The 26,522-nt window shown below is 44.7% G+C and carries 28 protein-coding genes; 22 read left to right on the plus strand and 6 right to left on the minus strand.

What is annotated here, in order from left to right:
• The first annotated feature begins 2 nt into the window (after positions 1 to 2).
• From R50345_RS07435 to R50345_RS07445, 3 genes are all read left to right on the plus strand, one after another.
• Positions 3 to 347: a DMT family transporter gene (locus R50345_RS07435; protein WP_042125357.1), complete on the plus strand. Its 345-nt coding sequence runs from the start codon at positions 3 to 5 to the stop codon at positions 345 to 347.
• A complete protein-coding gene (locus R50345_RS07440) occupies positions 348 to 662 on the plus strand; it encodes a DMT family transporter (protein WP_042125359.1) in 315 nt (104 codons plus the stop codon).
• A 133-nt stretch (positions 663 to 795) separates the two neighbouring features.
• Positions 796 to 1,695 carry an aldo/keto reductase gene (locus tag R50345_RS07445; RefSeq protein WP_042125361.1) on the plus strand — a complete coding sequence of 300 codons (900 nt, stop codon included), beginning with the start codon at positions 796 to 798 and terminating at the stop codon, positions 1,693 to 1,695.
• A 78-nt stretch (positions 1,696 to 1,773) separates the two neighbouring features.
• On the opposite strand, the gene R50345_RS07450 is transcribed toward R50345_RS07445, so the two are convergent.
• A complete protein-coding gene (locus R50345_RS07450; protein WP_042125363.1) occupies positions 1,774 to 2,847 on the minus strand; it encodes a M42 family metallopeptidase in 1,074 nt (357 codons plus the stop codon).
• 517 nt (positions 2,848 to 3,364) lie between these two features.
• Between R50345_RS07450 and spoVAC the strand changes: the two genes are divergently transcribed.
• The 15 genes from spoVAC to R50345_RS07525 all read left to right on the plus strand — a co-directional run bounded on the left by spoVAC (position 3,365) and on the right by R50345_RS07525 (position 16,127).
• A complete protein-coding gene (spoVAC, locus tag R50345_RS07455; protein ID WP_042125365.1) occupies positions 3,365 to 3,868 on the plus strand; it encodes a stage V sporulation protein AC in 504 nt (167 codons plus the stop codon).
• The gene (gene spoVAD, locus R50345_RS07460) at positions 3,865 to 4,896 is read left to right on the plus strand and encodes a stage V sporulation protein AD (protein ID WP_042125367.1); all 1,032 of its coding nucleotides are present in this window, start codon (positions 3,865 to 3,867) and stop codon (positions 4,894 to 4,896) included. Before spoVAC ends, spoVAD begins: the two co-directional genes overlap by 4 nt.
• Before the next feature lie 2 nt (positions 4,897 to 4,898).
• Complete coding sequence (gene spoVAE, locus R50345_RS07465) at positions 4,899 to 5,249, plus strand: stage V sporulation protein AE (protein ID WP_036675923.1); 351 nt, start codon at positions 4,899 to 4,901, stop codon at positions 5,247 to 5,249.
• Positions 5,250 to 5,440: 191 nt separating this feature from the next.
• A complete protein-coding gene (locus tag R50345_RS07470; RefSeq protein WP_042125369.1) occupies positions 5,441 to 6,397 on the plus strand; it encodes an AAA family ATPase in 957 nt (318 codons plus the stop codon).
• A gap of 1 nt (position 6,398) precedes the next feature.
• Positions 6,399 to 7,643 (plus strand): DUF58 domain-containing protein, encoded by a 1,245-nt coding sequence (locus R50345_RS07475; RefSeq protein WP_042125371.1) that lies wholly within the window; start codon positions 6,399 to 6,401, stop codon positions 7,641 to 7,643.
• Position 7,644: 1 nt separating this feature from the next.
• Positions 7,645 to 9,885 (plus strand): DUF4129 domain-containing transglutaminase family protein, encoded by a 2,241-nt coding sequence (locus R50345_RS07480; RefSeq protein ID WP_042125373.1) that lies wholly within the window; start codon positions 7,645 to 7,647, stop codon positions 9,883 to 9,885.
• Between the two features lie 88 nt (positions 9,886 to 9,973).
• Positions 9,974 to 10,495, plus strand: a complete 522-nt coding sequence (locus tag R50345_RS07485; RefSeq protein ID WP_042131964.1) for a YqeG family HAD IIIA-type phosphatase — start codon at positions 9,974 to 9,976, stop codon at positions 10,493 to 10,495.
• Positions 10,496 to 10,497: 2 nt separating this feature from the next.
• Entirely contained in the window at positions 10,498 to 11,625 is a 1,128-nt protein-coding gene (gene yqeH / locus R50345_RS07490; protein ID WP_042125375.1) for a ribosome biogenesis GTPase YqeH, read from the plus strand.
• 16 nt (positions 11,626 to 11,641) lie between these two features.
• Positions 11,642 to 12,517, plus strand: a complete 876-nt coding sequence (gene aroE, locus R50345_RS07495; RefSeq protein WP_269321984.1) for a shikimate dehydrogenase — start codon at positions 11,642 to 11,644, stop codon at positions 12,515 to 12,517.
• A gap of 57 nt (positions 12,518 to 12,574) precedes the next feature.
• The gene (gene yhbY, locus R50345_RS07500) at positions 12,575 to 12,868 is read left to right on the plus strand and encodes a ribosome assembly RNA-binding protein YhbY (protein WP_042125377.1); all 294 of its coding nucleotides are present in this window, start codon (positions 12,575 to 12,577) and stop codon (positions 12,866 to 12,868) included.
• Between the two features lie 34 nt (positions 12,869 to 12,902).
• A complete protein-coding gene (locus R50345_RS07505; RefSeq protein WP_042125379.1) occupies positions 12,903 to 13,505 on the plus strand; it encodes a nicotinate-nucleotide adenylyltransferase in 603 nt (200 codons plus the stop codon).
• Positions 13,477 to 14,055 (plus strand): bis(5'-nucleosyl)-tetraphosphatase (symmetrical) YqeK, encoded by a 579-nt coding sequence (gene yqeK / locus R50345_RS07510; protein ID WP_042125381.1) that lies wholly within the window; start codon positions 13,477 to 13,479, stop codon positions 14,053 to 14,055. Before R50345_RS07505 ends, yqeK begins: the two co-directional genes overlap by 29 nt.
• On the plus strand, positions 14,052 to 14,399 hold the full coding sequence (rsfS, locus tag R50345_RS07515) for a ribosome silencing factor (protein ID WP_042125383.1): 348 nt from the start codon (positions 14,052 to 14,054) through the stop codon (positions 14,397 to 14,399). The genes yqeK and rsfS overlap by 4 nt, the downstream gene beginning before the upstream one ends.
• Positions 14,396 to 15,316, plus strand: coding sequence for a CvfB family protein (locus R50345_RS07520; RefSeq protein ID WP_042125384.1), 921 nt, complete (start codon positions 14,396 to 14,398; stop codon positions 15,314 to 15,316). Before rsfS ends, R50345_RS07520 begins: the two co-directional genes overlap by 4 nt.
• Before the next feature lie 40 nt (positions 15,317 to 15,356).
• Complete coding sequence (locus tag R50345_RS07525) at positions 15,357 to 16,127, plus strand: class I SAM-dependent DNA methyltransferase (RefSeq protein WP_042125386.1); 771 nt, start codon at positions 15,357 to 15,359, stop codon at positions 16,125 to 16,127.
• A 175-nt stretch (positions 16,128 to 16,302) separates the two neighbouring features.
• Here the strand turns inward: R50345_RS07525 and R50345_RS07530 are convergent, their stop codons facing one another.
• Both R50345_RS07530 and R50345_RS07535 read right to left on the minus strand, forming a co-directional pair.
• Positions 16,303 to 16,461, minus strand: coding sequence for a hypothetical protein (locus tag R50345_RS07530; protein ID WP_036675694.1), 159 nt, complete (start codon positions 16,459 to 16,461; stop codon positions 16,303 to 16,305).
• Positions 16,462 to 16,591: 130 nt separating this feature from the next.
• Positions 16,592 to 17,548, minus strand: coding sequence for an ArsR/SmtB family transcription factor (locus tag R50345_RS07535; RefSeq protein ID WP_042131966.1), 957 nt, complete (start codon positions 17,546 to 17,548; stop codon positions 16,592 to 16,594).
• Positions 17,549 to 17,966: 418 nt separating this feature from the next.
• Between R50345_RS07535 and R50345_RS07540 the strand changes: the two genes are divergently transcribed.
• Together R50345_RS07540 and R50345_RS07545 are read left to right on the plus strand one after the other, a co-directional pair.
• Positions 17,967 to 19,232, plus strand: coding sequence for a glycoside hydrolase family 27 protein (locus R50345_RS07540; RefSeq protein ID WP_442950206.1), 1,266 nt, complete (start codon positions 17,967 to 17,969; stop codon positions 19,230 to 19,232).
• A gap of 12 nt (positions 19,233 to 19,244) precedes the next feature.
• Positions 19,245 to 20,210, plus strand: coding sequence for a glycoside hydrolase family 43 protein (locus R50345_RS07545; protein WP_042125391.1), 966 nt, complete (start codon positions 19,245 to 19,247; stop codon positions 20,208 to 20,210).
• A gap of 76 nt (positions 20,211 to 20,286) precedes the next feature.
• On the opposite strand, the gene R50345_RS07550 is transcribed toward R50345_RS07545, so the two are convergent.
• Positions 20,287 to 20,814: a hypothetical protein gene (locus R50345_RS07550; protein ID WP_042125392.1), complete on the minus strand. Its 528-nt coding sequence runs from the start codon at positions 20,812 to 20,814 to the stop codon at positions 20,287 to 20,289.
• 234 nt (positions 20,815 to 21,048) lie between these two features.
• Between R50345_RS07550 and R50345_RS07555 the strand changes: the two genes are divergently transcribed.
• Positions 21,049 to 23,724 (plus strand): YhgE/Pip domain-containing protein, encoded by a 2,676-nt coding sequence (locus R50345_RS07555; RefSeq protein WP_042125394.1) that lies wholly within the window; start codon positions 21,049 to 21,051, stop codon positions 23,722 to 23,724.
• A 59-nt stretch (positions 23,725 to 23,783) separates the two neighbouring features.
• On the opposite strand, the gene R50345_RS07560 is transcribed toward R50345_RS07555, so the two are convergent.
• A complete protein-coding gene (locus R50345_RS07560) occupies positions 23,784 to 24,758 on the minus strand; it encodes an aldo/keto reductase family protein (RefSeq protein ID WP_042125396.1) in 975 nt (324 codons plus the stop codon).
• A 109-nt stretch (positions 24,759 to 24,867) separates the two neighbouring features.
• Here R50345_RS07560 and R50345_RS07565 point away from each other — a divergent pair, with 109 nt between their 5' ends.
• A complete protein-coding gene (locus R50345_RS07565; protein WP_042125397.1) occupies positions 24,868 to 25,536 on the plus strand; it encodes an SGNH/GDSL hydrolase family protein in 669 nt (222 codons plus the stop codon).
• A gap of 43 nt (positions 25,537 to 25,579) precedes the next feature.
• Here the strand turns inward: R50345_RS07565 and R50345_RS07570 are convergent, their stop codons facing one another.
• Positions 25,580 to 26,350, minus strand: a complete 771-nt coding sequence (locus R50345_RS07570; protein ID WP_042125399.1) for a DeoR/GlpR family DNA-binding transcription regulator — start codon at positions 26,348 to 26,350, stop codon at positions 25,580 to 25,582.
• Positions 26,351 to 26,522 lie beyond the last annotated feature (172 nt).

The following is a 26,522-nucleotide window of genomic DNA, read 5'->3' on the forward strand; positions in this document are numbered from 1 at the left end:
GAATGAAGAACAATTCAGAGTGGTTAAAGGTAGTTGGTGCAGCTGTTTTCGAGGTCATGTGGGTCATCGGCTTGAAGCATGCCTCCACGATGTGGGAGTGGCTGATAACTGTGGTAGCTATAATAATAAGCTTCTATGTGATGATTTCAGCGAGTACCAAATTGCCGGTCGGCACGGTTTATTCCGTGTTTGTTGGTCTAGGAACTGCAGGTACAGTAGTTGCGGACATGGTTTTATTCGGAGAACCGTTCAAGTTGATGAAGCTGGTTCTAGTGGTTATTTTGCTGGCAGGCGTTATAGGATTGAAAATGGTGACCAAAGAAGCCGAAGTAAAGGGGGAGTCTTAAATGGCATGGGTATTTCTGGTTGTTGCTGGTTTATTTGAAATGTTTGGAGTAGCTATGATTAATAGGTTGAATAAACACCGGAATTTCCTGTCGTTCGCGCTGCTCTTTCTTGGTTTCGGAGCAAGCTTTCTGTTTCTGTCTTTAGCTATGAAGAGTCTGCCGATGGGAACAGCTTATGCGGTATGGACAGGAATCGGTGCATCCGGCGGAGCGATTCTGGGGATGATATTGTATGGAGAGGCCAAAGACTGGCGCCGGATCGTCTGTATTATTATGATTCTGGGGGCCGCTGTGGGACTAAAACTGATAGCTTAGTTTGGGATTCATTCGTAATTTTTCTCTACAAAAGAGAGATTAGTTAAAATTTAGACACGATTCAGATGTTTAGAAAGGTTCTTATAGGTCGTATAAAGTAAGTATACAATACTTCAATAAGGGGATTTTTAATATGACTAAGGATTCAATCGAACATTTGGCTGAAATCGCAAGAATGAACCAATCTAACCGCATGCTGCTTCCAGATGGAACGTCACTTTCCAGAATCGGGCAGGGAACTTGGAATATGGGCGATGACGCTTCCCGCAGGGAGGAAGAGATCGCTGCCCTGCGATTAGGCGTGGAACTAGGCATGAATTTAATAGATACGGCTGAGATGTATGGGGACGGGCGCTCGGAGCTTTTAGTGGGTGAGGCTATCAAGGGTATTCGGGATCAAGTTTTCTTGGTGTCAAAAGTCTATCCACATAATGCCGGGAATGAGCGCCTTATCCGCAGCTGTGAAGAAAGTCTGAAACGTTTGAATACGGATCATCTGGATCTTTATCTGCTGCATTGGCGGGGAGATATTCCACTAGAAGAGACTGTTGTAGGTATGGAGAAACTAGTCTCTCAAGGAAAAATAGCAAGATGGGGTGTATCCAATTTCGATGTCGACGATATGAAAGAACTGCTTGGTATTGCTGGAGGAACTCATTGTGCTACCAATCAGATTCTATATCATTTAGGGTCCAGAGGAATTGAAACTGAATTGCTGCCATGGCAACGAAGCCACAAGATCCCGGTAATGGCTTACTCACCGCTTGCTCAAGCAGGTTCACTCCGAAAAGGAGTGATCGAGAGTGAAGTCGTTCAGGAAATCGCCAGTGCGCATAATGCAACTCCGCTTCAGATTATGCTAGCTTGGACAATGCGTGAAGAGGATATTATTTCTATTCCAAAAGCTTCTTCTCGTGAACATGTCATTGAGAATGCTGCCGCAGGCTTGATTACCCTAAGTAAGGATGAAATTTGGAAGCTGGATGAAGCTTTCCCAATACCGTCTTGGAAAGTGCCGCTGGATATGATTTAAATAAGCGCTATTCACATAAAAGAAGCCCTCATTCACTGCGAAAGTGTTTGAGGGCTTCTTCTTTCATTTCTTATGCGATTAGCTGTTTTCAATAATTGTCTGTAACGTAGTCCGGTCAAGACCTTCTACCAGCTTGATCAGAAGCTCTTTAGCAGCATCGTAGTCATCGCTGTGAATCACTGATGAAGCGGTGTGTATGTAGCGTGAGCATATTCCGATTACAGCAGAAGGAACGCCGATTCCACTAACATGAACTTGCCCCGCATCTGTTCCACCTTGAGAAACAAAGTACTGATATTTGATCCGGTGGGTATCCGCTGTATCTTGTACATATTCAATCAGACCGCGATGTGTAACCATCGTAGGATCAAAGATGCGCAGGAGAGCTCCTTTACCCAGGTGGCCAAATGCTTGGCTGTCTCCTGTCATATCTGCAGCAGCGCTCGCGTCCAGACCGAAGAAGATGTCCGGTGACAGGAGATTAGCCGCAGTACGCGCGCCCCGCAAGCCTACTTCCTCTTGTACAGTTGCACCAGCAAAAACGGTATTCGGCAGCTTTTTACCGTGCAATGCTTTAACTAGTTCAATGGCGAGACCTACGCCGTAACGGTTGTCCCAAGCTTTCGCCAAGATTTTTTTGGGATTAGCAAGAGGGGTAAACGGACAAATAGGCAGAACTTGTTGGCCTGGTCTAACGCCAAAGCTTTCTGCTTCCTCACGGCTGTCTGCACCGATATCGATATACATTTTGCTAATCTCACCAGTCTTGCCGCGTTCTTCGTTGCTTAGCAAATGGATAGGCGTGCTGCCAACAACACCGGTCAGCGTTCCTTTAGGTGTAATGATATGTAGGCGCTGGGATGCAACAGCAGAGGCAAGCCAGCCGCCAAGGGGTTGAAAACGAATCATCCCGGTGTTAGTAATTCCAGTTACCATGAAACCTACCTCGTCAAAGTGCCCGGCGACCATAATCTTTGGTCCGTTCTCTTCGCCGCGCAGTACGCCGAACAAACTTCCGAGACGATCCTGTACGAACTCATCAGTATAAGGAGTCATAGCATCCTTGACGTAAGCGCGGAGTTCGCGCTCAAATCCTGGGGCTGAGGGAAATTCGGTAAGTGTTTTAAACATGTCCAATGTTTCTTGATTCATATGAATTCACTCCAATTCTTATATTTCTACGAGAAACGGATGTTATCCATAATGGATGGCATCGTTATTTCTTCCTTCAACCTAGTATGAACATTCTGAGCTCACTTGTCCATGATTAGAGACATTGAACACCGGGCACGAGCTCCACGAATACTATGCATTAGAGGCTTTGGTGGCAGGAGCCTTAGAAAGGATGCGAAGACGAATGAGGGTAGCGGGCAGCGTACCCAAAAGAAGGGTGCAGGGAGGATTCTCTAGTAAAAGCCTAAAAGTAAGCGGAATGCGCAGAAGATACTGGCGCCACAATCCAAGGGAAAGAGAAGCAGTACTTATTTTTGTGCTCTTCTTATTGCTGATTGTTGTGTTACTGTATTTTTCCTGAACTGGAGGGACATAACGAAGCGGAGGATGGCAAACAATAAGGAAAACTTCTAAGCGAAGAACAACTTGAGGGGCTTTAAAGTGAGTACAATGATGCTTGTCAGCCCCCTTCGCCTAACTTTCAGGAGGTGCCTCAATGCCGGCGAAAACTAAGAAATCGGGTGTCAAGCTGAAGCTTGACACCCTGACTCCACAAGATTACGAGAAATTGTCCAAGCCCTTTGTTCCTGCTAGGCCCGTATTTAAGAACTGCATACGAGCGTTTATTGCTGGCGGCATAATCTGTGTTATTGGACAAGGTATTCAGGAGGCTTTTATGGCCATATTCGATATGACCTCCAAGGAAGCCGCCAGTCCGACAGTAGCGGTGATGATACTGCTCTCTGTAATCCTGACCAGCTTTGGTGTGTACGACAAGATGGCTCAGTGGGCTGGTGCTGGAACTGCAGTTCCAGTTACGGGGTTCGCAAACAGTATGTGCTCTGCAGCTTTAGAACACCGCGCTGAGGGCCTTGTGCTTGGTGTAGGCGGCAATATGTTTAAGCTAGCGGGTTCAGTCATCGTATTTGGAGCTGTCGCTGCTTTCATCATTGGGATCGTGTATCTCATCTTGGGCACAGGTGGAGGTGCACATACATGAAACAGCTTGGTAGTCAAACTTGGGAGTTCACGAACCGTCCCGTTATTTTAGGTTCTTCCGCAGTAGTTGGCCCAGAGGAGGGAGAAGGTCCTTTAGCTTCAGATTTTGATTTTATATTTGATACGCTGGAAATGGACGAGAAGACATGGGAGAAGGCCGAGCGCGCTTTGTTCGAGAAGGCTTCCCATCTGGCTCTGATTAATGCGAATATCGATAAACAAAAGCTGGAGTTTTTTGTTGGCGGCGATTTGATGAACCAGATTATCAGCAGCTCTTTCGCGGCGAGAAAATTAGGTGTGCCTTATCTCGGAGTCTTTGGTGCTTGCTCTACTTCTATGGAGAGCCTTGCTATTGCCTCAATGATCGTTGATTCTGGAGGCAGTAAGTATGTGCTCGCGGGAACATCCAGCCATAACTGTACAGTGGAGAAGCAGTTTCGTTATCCAACGGAATATGGCTCGCAGAAACCCCCGACAGCACAATATACAGTTACAGGTTCGGGCTGTGCTGTAGTAGGTCAAAATGACGGCTCTGGTAACCATCCAGTCGTGGTTTCAGCCACACTTGGACGTATTATGGATCTTGGTTTGACAGATCCTTTTAATATGGGTACGGCTATGGCACCCGCGGCGGCGGATACCATTACTGCGCACTTTCGGGATACAGGCCTATCGCCCGGGCACTATGATTTAATTGTTACCGGAGACCTGGCATCTGTAGGCTTACCTATAGCCAAAACCCTGTTAGCTAAAGAGGGAATTCCTATGGAGCAAACTACTTTTGATGATTGCGGTCTGCTCATTTACGACCTTGAGAAACAGAAATATGTGATCGCTGGAGGAAGTGGCTGCGGGTGCTCAGCGGTTGTAACCTATGGCCATATTCTTAAACGTTTAAAAAAGGGTCAACTTAAACGGGTGCTAATAGTCGCAACGGGTGCACTTTTATCCCCTCTGTCTTATCAGCAAGGAGAGAGTATTCCGTGTGTGGCTCATGCTGTTGCGATAGAAAGTGGAGGTGAAGCATAATGATGATCTACTTATGGGCTTTTCTGATTGGAGGAGCCATTTGCGTTATAGGGCAGCTGATGTTCGATGTATTGAAGCTGACACCTGCACATACCATGAGTACATTAGTAGTTGCCGGGGCGATTGCGGATGCTTTTGGAATATACGATCCGCTAGTGAAGTTCGCAGGTGCTGGTGCAACTATTCCAATCACAAGCTTTGGGAATTCCTTGGTCCACGGTGCATTAACAGAGCTGGAACGAGATGGCTGGATTGGCGTAGTTACGGGGATTTTTGATATTACAAGTGCGGGTATTTCGTCAGCTATTGTGTTCTCCTTTTTGGCTGCTTTAGTAGTACGTCCTAAAGGTTAGCCAAGTATGATTCTATTTGAAACGGTTGTCGTCTGAAAAGACGGCAACCGTTTTTTGTTTAAAACTTGTAGGATGTTTCATCTTATGGTTTTTTTTGTATACTGACTTCGTGATCTTCAACAATGTACTTTGGGTCCCCTAATCATGTAAAATATAAATAATACTGCTTATTCTGGCTAGGAGGATCATATATGCCCGTACGTCAAGAATCGATGCACATCATGAATGCTGTACGCACTAATCTGGAATCCTGCATACTTGGAAAATCATTTGAAATACAATTACTGTTAACTGCACTGCTTGCTGGTGGTCATGTATTGATCGAGGATGTACCGGGAACAGGAAAAACTCAGCTAATACGAGCACTTTCAAGATCAATGTCCGGTGAATACCGCCGGATTCAATGTAATCCGGATATACTTCCAAGTGATATTACAGGTGTTTCTGTATATCATCCTAGGGATGAGATGTTTCATTTCCGGCCAGGTCCGGTGATGACGAATATTCTGCTAGCCGATGAAATTAACCGTGCTACAACGAAAACACAATCCGCACTTCTCGAAGTGATGGAGGAACGAAACGTAACTGTGGATGGCGAGACGTATCCACTTCCGCATCCTTTTATGTTGTGCGCTACCCAGAATCCGATAGATTTTGAGGGAACTTACACGCTTCCTGAAGCTCAATTGGATCGATTTATGCTAAGAATTAGCCTTGGATATCCTGATGCAGCGACTGAGAAAAATCTATTGTTGAGTCATCAGGAAGGCCAACCAGTGGACAGGCTTTCGCCAGTAACAAGCATGGAACAAATCGCAGGGATTCAGGAAGAGATTCGCGACATCTTCATGAGCGATCCTGTACTGAATTACTTGTTAGATATTGTACGGCAGACAAGAGAGCATCCACTAGTAATGCTAGGTGCAAGTCCACGTGCATCACTATCCTTTATGATGGCTTGTAAAGCTTATGCCTTTTTGCAGGGAAGAGACTATGTTCTGCCTGATGACGTGAAGATCCTTACTCCATTTGCCTTGGGTCATCGGATATTGCTGCGTCCAGAGTCGCGTCTTGATAATATTAGCGTAGAATCTTTGCTTCAAAAGCTTCTGCAGAGCATTCATGTGCCAGTTACGATGAGGCAATGATATGAGACGTTATTTGTCGTCGGTAGCAGCCATCATTCAGCCATCTAAGCTCGCAAGCATCCTTGTAATTTGGAGCATTACACTCTTATATGTACTTTTTCAGGGCGGGAAAACGGCATTTATGTTGTTTATCATGGTCTCTGTACTTATTGCATATTTGATTGCTGGAGGTTTAGGAGGCGTTCGGCGAGCTAAGGGCACTCGCAGTCTTTTTTCTGAACAGGACAAAGGGGATTTGCTCTCTGCAGGAGGGCATCTTCGTGTAAAACTTAAGGTTACAATACCCGGCATTTTGCCCTTGCCTTACGTAGTTGTAAGAGAGGTGCTTAAACGGCATAATGGAGAATCGTGGGTGTTTGAAGAGAGTGTGGTCCCAAGCCTCAGAGGCATTGGGGAATTGAAGTTTCAGACACCAGCCCTAGAGCGTGGTACCTACACGTTCGCTAATACGGATATTATCAGCCAAGATATATTTGGGCTAGTCGAGCATAAAGGGACATTTTTATCTGAAGGACAGTTTCAGGTGTTGCCTCGTGCGATCTACGTTCCGCGCTGGCAGTTATATGAGAGGAAGTCCCGGCTATCTGGGCCGCAGACCTCCGTTGTTCAATCTCGGCGTGAAACCACACAAATTAATGGCGTCCGTGACTATGTATACGGTGATCGCTTGACGCGAATTCACTGGAATGCCACTGCTAAGACCGGTTCTTGGAAATCCAAAGAGTTTGAACATGAGTCGATTCCCAAAACCATTCTAGTTCTTGACGGAAGCGCATCAGCTTATATGAATACGAATCAATTCGAATTAGCAGTTTCTGTGACGGCATCACTACTCGGATTTGGAATTCGAGAGAGAATTGGAATTGGCCTATGTTGTTTGGATAAAACCACGAAGGTATTTGCACCCGTTGAAGGTGCTGCTGAACGACAGAAGATGATTCAGTATTTAATCGATCTTAACGCGGAAGGGCGGGGTCCGCTTATCTCCCGATTGGAAAAAGGATACCGTATGTTTCCTAAGGGTTCTTACTTCGTGTTGATCAGCCCGCAGCGTGGACAGCCTGTACTTGATGCACTGCGTTGGGCTGACAGCAGAGGGATGACAGCTTCTCACATTCATGTGCGAAATTCGGCAGAGATGAACAAAGGTAACGATTGGATTGATGTCCTTAGATCACGTGGAATAAACGGTTATGGTATTAGCTCACTTCAAGAGCTTCCCTTAGTGTTAGGAGGGGAGGGCTGATATGAGAACCTGGTGGAATCAGATAAAATTCTCCTGGCACCGTTCCATTGGCCTAATTTGGCTATTGATTATTGCACAGCAGTGGATTTCTTATACGGAACCCATCTGGTTAAATCAAACCACTGCTTCTGTATGGGCTGCTTTAATAACAATTACAGTCATTGAAATTCTTATCCCTGTTAAAGTTAAGTTTAGACTGTTTATGGAAGCAGTAGCTATTATCTATATCGTTTATCGAACCATTACTAATTATGGAATTTATGTTCCTGACCCATGGGCATTAACCCTTGCAGATAGGCTCCAGGATATTAGTGTTCATATGGTGCCGTATATCTGGTTTGCTCTTGGTGCATCTGCTTTGCTGTTGCTTTCGTCTTGGTGGGTATCCTCGAAGAAGCGTATCTTATGGTTTATTGGAATGAACATTGTAGCGCTGGCGGCTCTTGATTCCTTTACGTCTATTGTATTGTGGCAAGAAGTGGCTTGGACGGTATTTGCGGGTATGGGATGGCTTGTCAGCCAGCACCTGAGAAGTTTTCAGCTACATTATCCGCGTGGATGGGTACATTTGATGGAATATCCCTCGAAAATAGTCATGAATATCGCAATCGTCTTCTCTCTGGTTATCCTAATCGGTGTGAATATGCCGGATGTAAGGCCTACTTTGACGGATCCATATACAGCATGGCAAGAATGGAATGGAAATGGAAAGTCTTCTGGTAAGAGCACAACTGGAACATCGAAATCCAATACGGGCTCAAGCTCCTCTATTAATAATACTTCGTCTGGCTACAGTCTGAATGATGATAATCTGGGCGGGGGCTTTAACTTCGATTATACTCCGGTGATGACAGTGGTTTCGGACTTGCGGATTTATATGCGTGGAGAGACACGCAGGATCTACTCCGGAAGCGGATGGACGGATAAGGATCGATTGAAGCGGGGACCTGTAGAAGAAGTGGAGACAGGTAAACTCTTGGAGCAAAATGTTGCCCCTAAGGTCACTACCCGAACATTGAAACAAACGGTTAGAGTGCTTAACAATAATGAATTTCCTGTGTTGTTCGGTGCGTATTCAGTTACTTCGGTGGATTCGTTAAATGATGAGGAAGCTGGAAAAGGTCTTTTTTGGAGAGATCGTGATAGCGAGCTTTTATGGGATATTAATGGGAAGAACCGCGATTATCCTTCGAGCTTTGAGGTGACTTCTGAAGTTCCTGTCATTCCTGTTCAGGAATTGACAGCGAAGACCTATGAGGAGCTATACAAAGGTAATGATCTGGAGGAAAGCTTCCTTCAGCTACCTGACGATTTCCCTCAAAGGGTTAAGGAACTGGCCGAGGAAATTACAGCACAAGCAACAACACCGTATGAAAAAACAGCGCTTTTGCAACAATACTTACAACAAACCTTTCCATATACCAACAAGCCGGATATATCACGCGTTTCAAGTAAGGATTTTGTGGATGGATTTTTGTTTGAGCTGAAGGAAGGCTACTGTGATTATTATTCTACGGCACTGGTTACTATGGCACGGTCCCTTAACATTCCTGCAAGATGGGTTAAGGGGTATGCACCTGGCGAACAGCCAGAAATGCCTATGAATCCGGCGCAGCAGCAGGCGGGTGCAGCGAACAATAACTATACGATTACCAATGCAGATGCCCATTCTTGGGCAGAGGTCTATTTTGGTGAGTATGGTTGGATTCCGGTTGAAGCTACTCCGGGATTTAATGTGCCTCTTCTGACTCAGAATGAGCAAATACCTGAAACAGATCCGGAAGATCAAGAAGATGCAGCAGAACCTACACCAGCACCTGTAACTAATGCACAAGGAGATCAAGGCTTACATGTAGGTTTATGGGTAGTTTTGGCTGCAGTGGTTGTACTGCTTTCCTGGACAATTTTTAAAACTTGGCATATGCGCTTTAAGCTTCGCTTCTTCATTCAACAGATGCGGATGGGTCGTCCATTAACACCTGATCAGAAAGTTGTGGCGGAAACTGAGCGCTGGGTAAGGTATTTGCATCGTAAGGGAATGATGAAAGAAGAACATGAAACATTGCGTGAAGCCGTAGTCCGCTGGAGTCAGGAACGACCCGCTGTGGCCAATCATCTTTCTTCACTGTTAACGATGTTTGAACAAGCGAAGTATAGCCCTGATGTTATTGAAGACAAAGACTGGCAGAGCGTGTATACTGAAGCTTTGCGGCTGCGGAGAACGATTAGATCCAAGAAATAGCGCGATTGCAGTAAATCATTGATATAGATTTATTTGCGTAGCGCATGGAGTATGTTATAGTTTTTTGTATGAAATCGAGGTGAACGTATTGTTTGAAATGTTAGTTCCCAAACTCCGGGTGAAGACGGTATTCGATATTTCTCTAGAAGAGCTGTATCGACAGGGATACCGTGGAATCATTACGGATCTGGATAACACACTGGTCGGTGCCAAAGCGCCTGTGGCTACTCCGGAGCTGTTGTTATGGTTTGAGAAGGTGAAGGAAGTGGGCTTTAAGCTCATCATCGTATCCAATAACAACATGGATCGGGTGTCACGCTTTGCTACACCGCTTAATATTGAATTTGTGCATCAGGCTCGTAAACCGAGTAATGCTCCTTTTCTCAAAGCGATGAAGCAGATGGAGTTGCGACCGGAGCAAACGATTGTGGTGGGAGACCAAATGCTTACAGATGTATACGGCGGCAATCGGCTTGGTCTGTATACCGTATTGGTGCTGCCAATCTCCGTTAAGGATGAAGGGTTCGGCACAAGATTTAATCGCCGGGTAGAGCGAGTTGCTCTGACACGGCTTCGTAAAAAAGGATTGTGGCACGAGGAGGATAAATAGTAATGAACGAACAAAGTGAAACACAGCGTCCTGAGAAGTGCAGCGGTTGTGGGATTAAGCTTCAGACGGAGCATAAGGATCAATCAGGATACCTTCCGGAAGTCGCACTAGATCGGGACCCTGTGATTTGCCAACGTTGTTTCCGGATTAAGAATTATAACGAGGCTTCATCTGTTTCTGTGAACCAGGATGAATTTCTTCGCTTGCTGAGTGGGGTAGGGGAGAAGAATGCACTTGTTATTCATATTGTTGACATTTTCGATTTTGAAGGCAGCTTGATTTCCGGCCTTCAGCGATTTGTCGGTAATAACCCAGTTATTCTTGCAGTCAATAAATGTGATCTGCTACCTAAGGTTACGAATTGGAATAAACTGCGTAACTGGATGCAGCAACGCTGTAAAGAAGAAGGATTGCGGACAGCTGAAATCGTACTTTGTAGTGCGAAACGTAACCAAGGCTTCGACCGTTTGCTGGAAGCTGTAACAGAACTGCGTGGTCAACGTGATGTTTATGTAGTGGGTGCTACGAATGTAGGGAAATCCACGCTTATCAACCGTTTGATTTCGGACTATAGTGATTTGGAGCAGGAGTTAACCACCTCGCGTTACCCTGGCACAACACTCGATACGGTTAAAATCCCACTGGATGATGGCCACTATATTATAGATACGCCAGGGATTGTGTATCCATGGCGTTATAGTGAACTAGTTGAACGTCAGGATTTGGATGCAGTTATGCCTGCCAATCCGTTGAAGCCTGCTGTCTATCAGTTGAATGAAGGACAGACGCTATTCTTTGGCGGACTGGGACGTTTTGATTTCGTGCAAGGTCAGCATCAATCGTTCACTTGCTTTATTAGCGGTACTTTAAAAATCCATCGTACGAAGCTGGAACGTGCAGATTCTCTTTATGCGGACCATCGAGGTGAAATGTTGTCCCCTCCAGGAAGTGATCGGATGGACAAGCTGCCACCATGGCAACGGCATGAGTTCCGAATTAATAAAGGCAGTCGGAGCGATCTCTATATTTCAGGTTTGGGATGGATTAAGGTCAACGGGACAGAAGGCGCAGTCGTGGCTATCCACGTTCCGCGTGGCGTGAAGGTGCTTACCCGCCCTTCGATGATCTAACGGGGAGGCTATTACAGTGTCTTTGATAACTGCAACCGAGGACTACAATACCGGGAATATCCTGCTGGGTGTAATGGGAGATCCTATTATACAATCAAAATCTCCTATTATGCATGAAGCAGCACTGAAAGCACTGGGAATTCCGGGTGCTTACGTGCCGCTTCATATCCTTCCGGAGAATCTGGAGAATGCGGTGCAGGCAATTCGCACGCTTGGGTTCCGTGGGGTAAATGTGACGATTCCGCATAAGGTTGCGGTGATGGCTCATATGGATCTATTAGATGAAAGTGCGGTAGCCGTTGGTGCAGTCAATACGATTGTTAATAATAACGGGATACTCACTGGATATAATACGGATGGAATCGGTTATGTACGTTCGCTTAAAGCGGAAGCCATTTCTGATTTGTCAGATACGAAGATTATGGTAATTGGAGCCGGTGGAGCAGCAAGAGGAATTGTTGCTGCGCTGCTTCAGGAGAAGCCTTCTTCTATCCTTATCGCTAATCGGAGTGCTGATAAGGCACGGGACTTGGCTGCAGATTGCCAAGGCAAAGGGAATGTCATCGGGATTAGCATGGACGAAGTGGCGGAAATGCTGGATGGTGTTGATGTACTGATCAATACTACCTCCGTAGGAATGTATCCTCATATGGATGAGACACCGATAGACCTTGGATTGCTTCGTGCAGGTATGGTCGTAAGTGATCTGATTTATAATCCGTTGCATACTCGGCTATTGTTAGAAGGACTTGAACGGGGCTGTACGATTCATGGAGGCCTCGGGATGTTTGTCTATCAGGGAGCTTATGCATTGGAGTATTGGACAGGGCAACCAGCTCCTACGGAAATCATGCGACAGACTATACTCCATTGTCTGGGTGGAAAAGAGTAAGAAATGGATTCATCAATTTAGGGTAATAATATATGTTAATTAAGGAGTTATTCATTTATGTTAACTGGTAAACAAACACGGTATCTTCGTTCATTGGCTCATCATCTCGATCCTATTTTTCAAGTGGGTAAGGGTGGAGTAAACGATCACCTCGTACGTCACATTGAAGAAGCTATTGAGAAGCGTGAGCTAATGAAGATTAGTATACTGAGCAATAATATTGAGAATCCCAAGGAAATCGGCGCGCTACTTGCCGAACAATCGGGTTCTGAGCTTGTACAAGTGATCGGCAAGACCATTGTACTGTACAAGGAATCACGTGATAACAAAACCATTGAGCTGCCACGCTAATACCTGAAAGCATACTACCGAGGAGGTCGTCCTCTTGAAAGTTGGAATTATGGGAGGTACCTTTGATCCTCTTCATATCGGTCATATGATGGCAGCGGAAGCAGCTAGAGAAACTTATGGACTTCAAGAAGTATGGTTTATGCCTTCTCATATTCCGCCTCATAAACATGAGGCAGGAGTATCTGGAGCTGATCGGCTGGCAATGGTGCAGGAAGCGATAAAGAATCATGAAGCTTTTCGCACATTAGACTGGGAAGTTGTCAGAGGTGGCGTTTCCTACACGTACGAGACCATAAGACGGCTGCAAGAGGCGTATCCGCATTTCGATCTTTATTTCATCATTGGAGCGGATATGGTCCAGTATTTACCGAAATGGAACGAGATTGAAGAGCTTGTGCAGCGGCTTACATTTATCGGCGTAGGTCGTCCGGGAACACCTCTTGATCTAGAAGCATTGCCAACATATATCGCAGAAAAAGTGCTGTTAGCAGATATGCCTCTGGTTGATATTTCGTCAACGATGTTAAGAGAACGGGCTGCAGCGGGCAAATCCATTCGTTATATGGTACCTGAGGCAGTGTTCGATTTTGTTCAAAGGAGTGGATTGTATGGCATACAGTCGCGAAGCTCTAATTGAGGCGGTTTCAACACAAATGCCTGCTAAACGCTGGAAGCATACACTGGGCGTCATGGAGTCATCCATTCAACTAGCGGAGCAATATGGCGCTGATCCTGAGCGTGCGGAGACAGCGGCAATTCTGCATGATGTGGCCAAGTATTGGCCTGTGGAGAGAATGAAGGAGATTATCGAGCAGAATCATCTGAACTTGAATCTTCTGAATCATGACAAGCAGTTGTGGCATTCGGAAGTAGGTGCCTTTGTAGCAGAGCATGATTATGGGATCACAGATCCAGATATTCTGAATGCGATCCGTTTTCACACCTCAGGTCGTGAAGACATGAGTTTACTTGAGAAAATTGTCTGTCTCGCCGACTATATCGAGCCTGGCCGCGATTTTCCAGGGGTTGATAAGATACGTAAGCTGGCAAAAGTAAGTTTGGAAGAAGGACTAGTTGCGGGATTTGATTCTACGATTAGTTTGTTACTGGAAAAACGCCGAGTAATCTTTCCGTTAACGGTACTGGCACGTAATGATTTAGTTAGAATATTGGAGGATAAAATATGAGTGTACAACCAAGCAAGCTGTTAGAACTGGCCCTTAAGGCTGTGGAAGATAAAAAAGCAATGAACGTAGTGGCATTAGATCTGCGTACTGTTTCACCGATTAGTGATTACTTCATCGTGTGTCATGGTAATTCGGATATCCAAGTACAGTCCATTGCTACCGAAGTCCGCAAAGTGGTCCATGAAGCAGGCGGCGTAATCAAGGGGATTGAAGGAATGGATTCAGCACGCTGGGTGCTGATGGATCTTGGTGATGTTATCGTTCATATTTTCCACCGCGATGAACGTGAATATTACAATATCGAGCGTCTGTGGTCGGATGCGAAGGTAGTGGAGACTGTATGAGCCTGATTGCAGGAACTACAGTTACACTTAATGTAGTAAGAGAGGTTTCCCCATACGGATTTTTCCTGAATGCAGGAGATCAGGATGTTATGCTGCATTATACAGAGCTTACCGAGAAGGTTAAGACAGGCGATAAAGTTGAAGTCTTTATCTTCTTTGATACCGAGGATCGTCTTGCGGCAACGATGAAGAAACCGTTTCTAACGTTGGGTGAGATGGCTTTATTGGAAGTAGCTGATATTCATCCGCGTCTAGGTTGCTTCTTGGAAATGGGCCTTGGACGGCAGCTTCTGCTGCCCATTCGTGAGCTTCCAGAGCTTCCAGAGCTGCGCCCTCAGATCGGTGACTATGTGTATGCGATTATGGAGCATGATAAACAGGGGCGTCTTCGTGCTAAATTAGCCGGAGAGCAGGAACTAGCTCCGCTAGCACTTCCTGCACCTGAATCCTGGATGGGACAGACTGTAACAGCCCGGGTGTACAAACCGCTGCAGATGGGGACTTTTGTTCTTGTAGATGCTGGGGTTTTAGGCTTTGGTATTATCGGAATGGTCCATTCCTCTGAACGGAGTCGTCTACTGCGTCTTGGAGAACAGTTCGAAGCACGTGTCTCCCATATTCGCGAAGATGGTCGTGTTAACCTTTCTATGGGTCTCCGTAAAGAGGTAGGCATGGATGTAGACTCTGCCAAGATTTTGGAGTTCTTACATGCCCGTCCGGGTGGAGCGATGCCTTATTCGGATGCAACACCACCCGACATTATCAAGCAGCGTTTCGGAATTAGCAAATCAGCGTTTAAGCGTGCGCTTGGAAAGCTGATGAAGGAAGGCCATATTACCCAAAAAGAGAATTGGACGTATCTTGCTCCTAAGGAGAAGGAAGGTTCAACCGAGGGAAATAAAGAAACCTCTGAATAACAGAATCATATTAAATGATGTAATAGAAAGCGGTGTACTAGTGTCTTCCTATGGGAAATTTGCTTATGTATACGATGAGCTCATGGCAGATATGCCGTATCCTGACTGGATCTCCTTTGCTGAAACCGCATGGAGCAAATACGGTAAGCCTGTAACCGTGGCTGAGCTTGGCTGCGGCACAGGGAGTATCACCATTCCTTTGGCAGGATCAGGGTATCATATGACCGGAATCGATCTATCTTCAGATATGCTCTCAGTGGCACAGCGCAAAATGGAGGAGCATCCCCATGGACGGCGCTTTTTGCGCGAAGGTAGTGTTCGATGGATTAGACAAAACATGAAGGAATGGGAGCTTCCAGAGCCTGTGGATTCTGTGATTTCTTTCTGTGACTGTCTGAATTATGTGCTGGAAGAAGACGATATCAGAGCTGTCTTTGCTAGTACCTTTGCAGGACTGAAGCAAGGCGGCACCTTTCTGTTCGATGTTCATCATCCAAACACACTAATCCGTTATGAAGAAGAGCAGCCCTTTGTTCTGGACGAACCGTCGGTGTCTTATATTTGGACTTGTGAAATGGATGTTCCACGCCGTGAGATAGAACATCATCTGTCCATTTTCGCGCGGGAAGAGGGACGGAGTGATGTATATCGCCGTTTCGAAGAAACACATATTCAGCGTGCCTACGATCCTCAGTGGATGAAGGATGAGCTGCTTAAGGCTGGATTTAGTGAAGTGAAGACTTACGCCGATTTCGAGTGGATCGAGGCGGATGATGATGCGGAACGATTATTTTATATTGCTATAAAATGAATATTCAGAAATACTAAGAAGGGCTGTCCCAAAAGCTATGAAAATAGCTGATGGGACAGCCCTTCTTTTTATGGGTTCGGTGTGGTTCGTCCGTATGCTCCATTGAATGTTCTCGCCAATATGTGAACATCAAAAAAACCGGGCAGTGTTTATGCCACCCGGCATCTTCCAATCCTTACCGATGCTCAAACAGATCAATGGCACCCAATACGACATGAGCCAGACCAAATCCAAGTACGCCTGTTGCTGCCATCTTATACTTGCTTCCAAGAAAAGCGGCGCTAGAAGCGGTTACGACGGTTCCAAGAACAGCGGGAATTAGACCTTCACGCATTCGAAACACTCCTTCTCGGTGGTTTGGGAGACAAGGTTATTATGGATCAAACTCAAAAAAATATACAAAGCTTAAAAAGACCTTAGACCAGTTATTACTGGTTCTAAGGTCTTTTTGTTTAGCAGTAATTTTACTCTGATAAGGTAACGGCAGTACGAGAAGCGCCAATTTCTACTTCATGTACATCATATAGGACACGCGCGAGTAAGTCCTGGCTGTAGTTGCCGAAGTGTTTACCGTAAATGGTGAGCCCGCGTTTGTTTACAGGCTTGTCCGTTACAGCTATCCGGAAAGTAAGCTCGCTCTTATAATCCAACTGAATGTCATCCAGAGTTACGTCAGAAATTCGGCAGCCGTCAATGAAGCTACCTTCATTATTAATACGGATCAGCTTGAGCATACCGTATTGATTTAAATGTGGCGGCCACCAGTCTGGATTAAACGTTCCTCGGGTGTCTCCGAAATCTCCCGGACTAGTCCAGTATCCGATTTCTATTCCATTTAAGTAGAAATAAAGGTCGGAGGGATAGTTATCGTTAGATCCAGGGGCTTCAGAGCCGATCTCCATCGAGAATTGGATTTCGCGGAACGTTTGATTAGCTTTAAGATAGTTCGGAATTCTATATTCGAGAAAGCCCTCTGCCATCCAAATGATCTCGGATTCAATCCGCTGAGGATCTGCGAAATAACGGGGCTCGTCGAAGTCACCGATAATACTGTCTTTAGTAGCGAGTCCGCAGGTCGGAACGGCCTGATAGTTGCTGTAATGTCCTACTTGGATTTCTACTTCATAGAGATTATCAACATCCTTGCTGCGAAGATCAACAATAAGCTTATCTTTATTCAAATAGCAGACCTTCTGAATACCATGTTTGCCTACGGATGTGTTTATTTCGATGAGACCGCTTTCTTCTAACTTTTTAATATGCATCGTAATTGCGCCATTGCTAAGGTTCAGTTTTTTGGCTATTTCATTCAGGTTTAGTGCTTGATTGGTAGCTAAAAGTTCGAGGATGAGGATTCTGATTTCAGAGCTTAGCGCTTTGAAAATTTCAAGACCACTCATTAAATCTTTAATATAGATCATTTTATCAATACCTTCTTCCAAATGGATCATAAATGAATACTGTTTTATGAAATTATAAACTAATATAGCATATAAATAAAGCATCCTTCCTTATTTTGTAGAAAAACAAAAAATACGGGTGTTTTATTTCCTGTTTTTGCATTTAATGCAGTTAAATTTAAATAATTGTAAACTAAATTCACGATTTAGGTTGATTTTTAACGGAAATTTCGTCACTTTTGTTATTAATTTTATAATAATATAAAAAGGTTTAATTAAATATATTTACAAGTCTTTTTGTCTATGCTATTTTTAAACTGAAATTGAATGCTTATTAATCCTTAAGAAGGCAAAATGGCCGATGCTGAATTTATGGTTTGTGATTAGAGATAAGAGTAGGAGCTAGGAGTGAGACTTAGAAAAGGACGTGGAAATCATTATGTTAGCTGCAACGCCACCGATGGGCTGGAATAGTTGGGATTGTTACGGAGCTAGTGTTAATGAAGAAGAGGTAAGAGGCAACGCCGAATATATGGCCACTCATTTGAAGGATTTTGGCTGGGAATATGTAGTTGTGGATATTCAGTGGTATGAGCCTGGAGCGAACTCCTCACAATATCGCAATTTTGTACCGCTGGTCATGGATGAGTATTCCAGACTTCAACCGGCAGAGAATCGTTTTCCTTCCGCAAAGGGTGGCAAAGGTTTTGCTCCACTGGCTGAATTTGTACATGGTCTAGGGTTGAAATTTGGCATACATATTATGCGCGGAATCCCACGTCAGGCTGTTCATTCGGCCAGTGCCATACTAGGATCTAAGCAAACTGCACGTGATATCGCTCATCCCAATTCTATTTGTCCGTGGAATACAGATATGTATGGAGTAGATGCTTCTAAAGAAGGCAGTCAGGCTTACTATGATTCTCTGTTCCAGCTGTATGCAAGTTGGGGTGTAGATTATGTGAAAGTGGATGATATTGCTGCTTCACGTATTTATGGGTATCACAAAGACGAAGTTGCTATGATCCGTAAGGCTATCGACCACAGCGGTCGCGAGATGGTGCTTAGTCTTTCCCCTGGACCTGCTCCAGTAGAAGAGGCTGAACACTTAGCTGAACATGCTAACCTGTGGAGAATGACCGACGATTATTGGGATCATTGGCATTTGCTGCGTGGAATGTTCGAGCGGTGTGAGAAGTGGGCTCCCTACGTTCAGCCAGGCCATTGGCCGGATTGTGATATGCTGCCGCTAGGTCATCTTGGGATTCGTTCCGTTGATGGCGGGGGAGACCGGTTTACACGGTTTACTCCTGAGGAACAGGTTACCATGATGACGCTCTGGACGATTTTCCGTTCCCCTTTAATGTTTGGGGGAGAGCTTAGAGACAATGATGAGTGGACATTATCTTTGTTAACCAATAAGGAAGTACTTCATCTGCATCGTTTTGGTAAGGGTGGCAGACAGATGGATCTGAATGAGAAGTATGCGATCTGGACTTCTGAGGATGAACAAGGAAACCATTATGTAGCATTGTTTAATCTCAGTGATGAAGAATCAACGCTTCAGGTACCGTTCCAACAGCTTAATGTTTCAATTCCAAGAACGATCCGTGATCTGTGGCAAAGCCGCGACCTGGAGGTTATTAATGAAGGGATTACGCAGGTTCTTCCACCGCATGGATCAGTATTGCTAAAGCTTATCTAGAGGAGAGAGAGTATGGATACGAGTAGAGAGTACAACAACCCATTGGTGGAGCAACGTGCTGATCCATGGGTATATAAACATACGGATGGTTATTACTACTTCACCGCTTCTGTTCCAGAATATGACCGGATCGAAGTTAGAAGATCGACAACGATCGAAGGATTGACTACAGCAGAACCAGTTGTAGTATGGCGCAAGTATGAGACGGGTCCGCTTAGTGCTAACATTTGGGCGCCGGAAATTCATTACATTGACGGAAAGTGGTACATTTACTTTGCCGCAGCCCGAACGACGGAGACGACAGATGGTTTGTTCGATCACCGGATGTTTGCGCTCGAGAATGCATCTGCAAATCCTTTAGAAGGAACATGGGAAGAAAAAGGCCAAGTGAAGACCGCTTGGGAATCGTTCGCGCTGGACGCAACTACGTTTCAGCATAAAGGAAAACTGTACTATGTATGGGCTCAGAAGGACCTGAATATTGAGGGGAATTCTAATCTGTATATTTCTGAAATGAGCAATCCGTGGACACTAACAGGTCCTCAGACTATGATTGCGACTCCTGAGCATGACTGGGAAATTATTGGGTACAAAGTAAACGAAGGGGCAGCAGTATTGAAACGCAACGGACGTATCTTTATCAGTTTCTCGGCGAGTGCTACCGACTTTAACTACTGTATGGGATTATTGGTAGCGGATGAAGACAGCGAGCTTCTTGATGCAGCTTCATGGACTAAACTACCGAATCCTGTCTTCCAAACGAATGAAGAAAATGGACAATTCGGTCCAGGCCATAATAGCTTTACGGTTAATGAAAATGGGGAAGATGTGCTCATTTACCACTGCCGCAATTATAAAGAAATTACTGGCGATCCTCTATATGATCCAAACCGTCATACTCGTGCACAAGTTTTCCATTGGAATGAAGATGGCACACCGAATTTTGGAGTTCCTGTTAAGGATGCCGCAAATAAATAATTCGTTATTAAAAAGAGGGTTACCTATAAGCCACGTAAATGGCCGCTAGGTAAACCCTCTTTTTATGAGATGCTGTTTAAGGTATATATTGTTGTACGATGGAAGTGATTACGCCGTCCTGAATCGTAAGGTGATAAGGGAACTGGCTTAAATCTAAGATATCCGTGTTATTAAATTGATCGATAAATTGCTGTAAGGTAATGGCTTCGTTCCATTGAATGTCTAGGTCGTCAATATTGCCAGTGTGATCATAGATCTGCATGGTGACTGTTGCGTTATCCGCTATCGGATAGGTTGTCAGTGTATCAACATCATTAACAACATAGTAGCCGTCTGGAGCTCCGCCAATTTCTGCTGCACCTTCTGGGTCTCTTTCAGCAAAGACTCGGTCAGCATCAGCACCCTGATACCAGTTTATTTCATCGGCTGTAATGGAAAGCTTGCCATTTTCGGATTGAATAGTATGGATATATACCGTCTGTTGCTGAGTCTTGTCACTATCTTGCGCATCCACTCGTGTTCCAACGGTACTAGCAGTAGTAATTAGGGAAAGAAACAATAGAACAACAACCGGTAACACATACGCTGACTTTTTCTTAAACATTAGAAATCTCCCCCTTGAGATATGTAAAAAGGTTGTATATATCTTATTACCCGCTACGTTTTTTCCTAAACGGGCTATCTACTTCTATTACGTTTGAGGAGCAGGTTTTGTTGCATTTTTTTAAAAATATTTCTGAAAAGTAATTGCGGTCATGAATCCACTAAAATGATAGTAAATGTTTGTCTCCTCGGGCATATTAAAATGTCAAAACATACAGATGAGGGGGAGCAACGAATGGGTGGAATATTGCGGATTTATAGGAACGACTGGCGCAACGTATTTAAGGTTCCTGTGGCCGTGTTCCTGATCGCTGCTTTGGTAGTATTACCTTCTGTATATGATTGGTTTAATGTTGCAGCAGTATGGGATCCCTACAGTAACACCTCTGGCATTAAAATTGCTGTAACCAGTCTGGATGAAGGAACCACTGTGAAGGATAAGAGCTTCAATATCGGCAATGATGTGATGGACAGTCTTCGGAATAATAAAAACTTAGGCTGGACCTTCGTAGATGCAGAAGCTGCGCATAACGGCGTGAAACGTGGAGACTATTATGCCAGTATTGTTATCCCTGCTGATTTCTCAAAGCGAATGACGGGAATCCTTGAAGGCAGGATCGTGAAACCAGAAATCGAATACACCGTCAATGAGAAGATAAATGCGATTGCTCCAAAAATCACGGATAAAGGCGCCTCTTCAATCACTACGCAAATCAGTGAGAATTTTACGGAAACGATTAGCGAAACGGTATTTACTGCTTTAAAGGAAATTGATGCAAAGTTCCAATCGGAACTGCCTATTATACGCAAGGTAGAAAAAGCTTTGTTTAAACTAGAGGCAAGTCTTCCTGAGATTGAAACGGCAGGCCAAAGTGTATTGAAGATTGAGGAGAATTGGCCACAAATTCATGCATCAGCAGAGCGTATCTCTAAATTGGAGAACAAACTGCCTGAGGTAGAGAAGGCGGGCTTGGCTTTAGAAAAAATAGCTGAACATTGGCCGCAAATTGCCGATGCTGCAGATCATTTAGATGCACTGCAGGATAAGCTGCCCAAAATTGAACAAGCCGCACAGCTAATCGTTCAACTCGATAATCATTTTGGCGAAGTTGAACAAATCATGGATAAGGCGGCTGAAGGTCTTGCTGGAGCTAACAAGATTGTTAATACTGCCCTAACTGCGTTACCTAAGGCCGACAAGATTACAGCCGCTGGAAATGATTTTGTTCTGGAGCTTCAGCAATTTTTAGAGAAGAGTAATGCTGCATTTGAAGCAGTACCTGCCGCCCTCAAACAAAATATATACCTCCTGCAAAAAACAGAGAATACAGTAGTTCAACTTGTTGAACAGTTGCAGGGAAAGGATATAGACCCGCAAGCGGTGAGCGAGCAACTTGAGTTAGTATCCGCTCACTTAGCATCGGGAAGTGGCGTAATTGATCATACGCTTTCTTTGTTATCGGCACTGAATACATTCTCCCCAGGAACAGTGTCTAATGCGGAGATCAGCATTTTAAAGGATGTAAACAATGTCTTGAGCAGACAGACTACATTGGTAAATTCCTTGGCAACGGATCTTCAAAAGGATGGTCAGCCTGATCCGAGTATTGTTGAGCAATTGGGCCTTAAATCTGATGAAGGGAACGCAGCCGTTGCTAAGCTTATTTCCAGATATGAAACGGCAACTCTTCCTGCTATAAAAAATACATTAGAGCAATTAACTACGGCTGCTGAGACTACAGCTACAGCACTGGAGCAGGTTCCAGATCGTCTATCTGCGCTGGGTACCCTACTTGAAGAAACCGTGTCGGCGATTGAATTCGGACAATCGAGCTTGGCTAGTCTACAGCAGGACTTACCAGCGATTGGTGAAGCGGTACATACAGCAGCCAGTGGTGTCGCAGATAAGACACAGAACTTTGGTGCTTTTATTCGCGATACACTTCCACTTATTCAGGGCAGCTTGCCTGCCGCAGGGGAAAAGATACAACAAGCCGCAAATTTCGTCCGTCAGGATCTGCCGACTGTAGAGGAACGCGTGCATCAGATTTCTGATCTGATTCGTACAGGCCTCCCCCGTGCGGATAAGGGGGTGGCGGTCGCAGCGGACTTGGTGCGAAATGATCTTCCAATCCTGGAAGATTCGATTCGTAAAGCAGCAGCTACCATCCGTCAGATCAAAGATGAAGTGGATCTGGGAGAAATTGCTGAGCTGCTTGGAGGGGATATTAAGAGCAAGAGTGATTTTTTGGCCAATCCGGTAGTGTTAAAAGAGAATAAGTTATATCCTATTCCGAACTATGGGTCGGCTATGACTCCTTTTTATGTTGTACTTTCTTTATGGGTGGGCGGTACACTTCTTATCTCACTTCTTCGTACGGGGGTGGATACGGAGGGGATTGTGTACAAGCGATATCAATTGTATTTTGGACGACTGCTGACGTTTCTTACGGTTGGGATTCTTCAAGCGCTGGTGGCTGTACTTGGCAATATTTTTATTCTGAAATGTTATGTGGTGGATAAGGTGTGGTTTGTCCTTTTTGCAGTATTGATTAGTATCGTATTCGTGACGATTGTATTTACGCTGGTCTCCGTATTCGGCAATGTAGGGAAGGGGATAGCGATCGTATTTATGGTACTACAATTCTCAAGCTCTGGCGGTACGTTTCCAATCAGTACAACAGGGCATTTCTTTCAGATGTTGAATCCGTTTATGCCTTTTACTTATGCGATTAGTCTAATGCGGGAAGCGGTAGGGGGGATTCTGCCGGAAGTGGCGATTCGCGATTGTCTTTATTTGATCTTATTCGGTGTAATAGCACTCTTACTGGCGCTAACACTCAAGAAACCGCTGGAGCGTTATATCGATAAGGCAGCTGAACAAGCCGAAAAATCCAAATTGATCTCTTAAGAAAAAAAGAGGTTGTACCTAAGCCAATTGCTATGACTTTTGGTACAACCCCTTTTGGATTATCTTGCTGGAGCGAAGTCGGCTACTGGCTTTAGAATCTCTTCAATTCTCTCCAAAGTATCTAGGGATAAAACGGCATCAACCGCTTTGGCGTTCTCTTCCACCTGCGCTGGCTTACTGGCTCCAATAATTGCAGAACTTACACCAGGTTGCCGCAGGGTCCAAGCTAACGCTAGTTGCGACAGCTTCAAATCAAGGCTGTTGGCTAGTTCATCCAGTTGTCCGACAACAGTCAGTACATCATCGCGGAAGTAGCTGCGAATGACCCCGTTTACCGAATCATCTGCTGCACGGGTTCCTTCTGGAGGCTGTTGACCAGGTTTGTATTTGCCGGTCAGAATTCCTTGAGCGAGTGGAGAAAAGACTACTTGACCAAGGCCCTCGCGCTGAGATACCTCAAGCACCTCATTTTCAATGTACCGCTCAAACATGTTGTAGATGGGCTGATTAGAAATAAGTGGACGCAGATTTAGTCTGCGTGAAATACCAGCGGCATCAGAAATCTGGGCTGCGCTCCATTCGCTTACTGCAGAATACAGAATTTTTCCTTGTGCAGTTAAGTCGTCAAGCGCGCGCAAGGTTTCCTCTACAGGCGTCTCTCTATCGAAGCGATGACAAAAATAAACATCAATATAGTCGGTTCCTAAGCGGCGAAGGCTAGCTTCACACTGCTCCATAATGTGCTTGCGAGATAAACCGCGATTATTTACATCGTCTCCCATGGGGAAGAACACCTTGGTACTAAGCACATAAGATGATCTTTCATAAGCGCGAAGAGCAGCACCCATTGCTTTTTCACCTTCACCTCGGTTATAGGCATTAGCTGTATCAAAGAAATTGATACCGCATTCAAAAGCTGTGCTGATGCAGGCGTCTGCAGCCTTTTGCTCTGCTGCTGTTCCATATGTAAGCCAGCTACCTAAGCCGATTTCACTGATTTTTAGTCCTGAATTGCCAAGTCTTCTGTATTTCATATTTCTCTTCCCTCCTTGAGTTGTATATGTTAACTTTACTTGTATCTTATGGAACATTCAACTTGAATGTTTCATGTAAAAGAAGATTTCAAGGAGATGAATCATAGTAATGACTAGTCCAACTTCTAAAGCAAAAAAAGTGATTTTATTTCAGGGTGATTCTATCACTGACGGGAACCGTGGTCGTGATGAAGATCCCAATCATATTCTGGGACATAGCTATGCATATATCATTGGTGGCAAGTTAGGTAATGAACAGGCTGAGCAGAATCTAGTATTCTATAACCGTGGGATAAGTGGGGATCGAATCTCCGATTTGTATGCACGCTGGAATGAGGATGCGATTTACCTTCAGCCGAATATCATTAGTATTTTGATTGGTGTTAATGATCTTTGGAGAACAATGAAAGGGGAACCAAGCGGTGTAACGGACCGTTTTGAACGTGCGTACCGTCACGTGCTTGAAGAAACTGGGGAAGTACTTCCGCAAACGAAGCTAGTCTTGTGTGAGCCTTTTATTCTAAATACCGGAGCTCCGGCAGAACAATGGGAAGAATGGGAAGCTAAAATTACGCATTACCAGAGCGTTGTTAAGCAGCTTGCAGAAGAATTTAATGCGGTGTTTGTTCCTTTACAGGAAGCATTCGATGCAGCTGCTCGTAGAACAGATGCAGCCTACTGGCTGTGGGACGGCGTTCACCCGACAGCGGCCGGGCATGATCTGATTGCCGGGGAGTGGCTGAAGATCGTAGGGAAAAGCGGTCTTTTAAACGACTAGTGGAATAAAGGTTTCCCCTTATCTTAATTTATGCACCTACTGATTACTCAGCGGGTGCATAGATAAGAGAGATATGATAGTTATTCAGAAACTCGATCCATTCCTCAGAAGGCTTCTCGTCTGTAACGATATAATCCACTCTATCGAAACTAAATAATTTAATGAACGCAGTCCTGTCGAACTTAGAGTGATCTGCGAGCAGAATTACTTTATTCGCCTGCTGTTGCATAAGAATCTTCAATTCACTTTCTTCTTCATTCGAATCGCTGAGCCCACCAGTCATAGACAACGCTTTACAGCTGAATATAGCTACGTCCACATTATATTTTTGAATAGTCTGCGAGGCGGTATGTCCAACGAAGGAGCTAGTCTCGGGGCCTAGTATTCCACCGGTGGAAATTAGCTTTTGCCCGGAGTGTTGAAATTCAGATAATACAACCAGTGAGTTCGTAATAATCGTAAGATTGTTTTTCTCCTCTATAATTCTCCGTAAGGCCTCAAAAACGGTTGAACTCGTATCCGTCACCAAGCTGTCCCCATCATTAATTAATTGGAGAACATGATCAGCTATCGTACGTTTAGCCTCTATATTTACCTGATGTCTACTAACATAGGGAGGGTCCTCATTCGTGTGGGCATTGAGGATCGCCCCGCCATAATTCTTCTTGGCAAGTCCTTCCTTGTCCAGTTTATCCAGATCCCGCCGAATGGTCTCTTCCGAGACATTGAATTTTTGCGCCAGCTGAGCAACATGGACTTTCTTTTGTCTATACAGCTCATTAATGATTAAATCTCGCCGTTCAAATGCTTTCATCCGTTCACTCACCTCTATCATCATCTACTTTCTAGTTTACTACATTGTTGTATAAATCAAAGAAATAACCTCATATTCACATAATACCACAGTATAATAATATTAATACCACATAAAACCACATAATTTATCTATAAATATGTTGTTTTATGTTGACTAAAGCGTTTCCATA

The organism is Paenibacillus sp. FSL R5-0345 (assembly GCF_000758585.1).
GTDB lineage: Bacteria > Bacillota > Bacilli > Paenibacillales > Paenibacillaceae > Paenibacillus_AQ.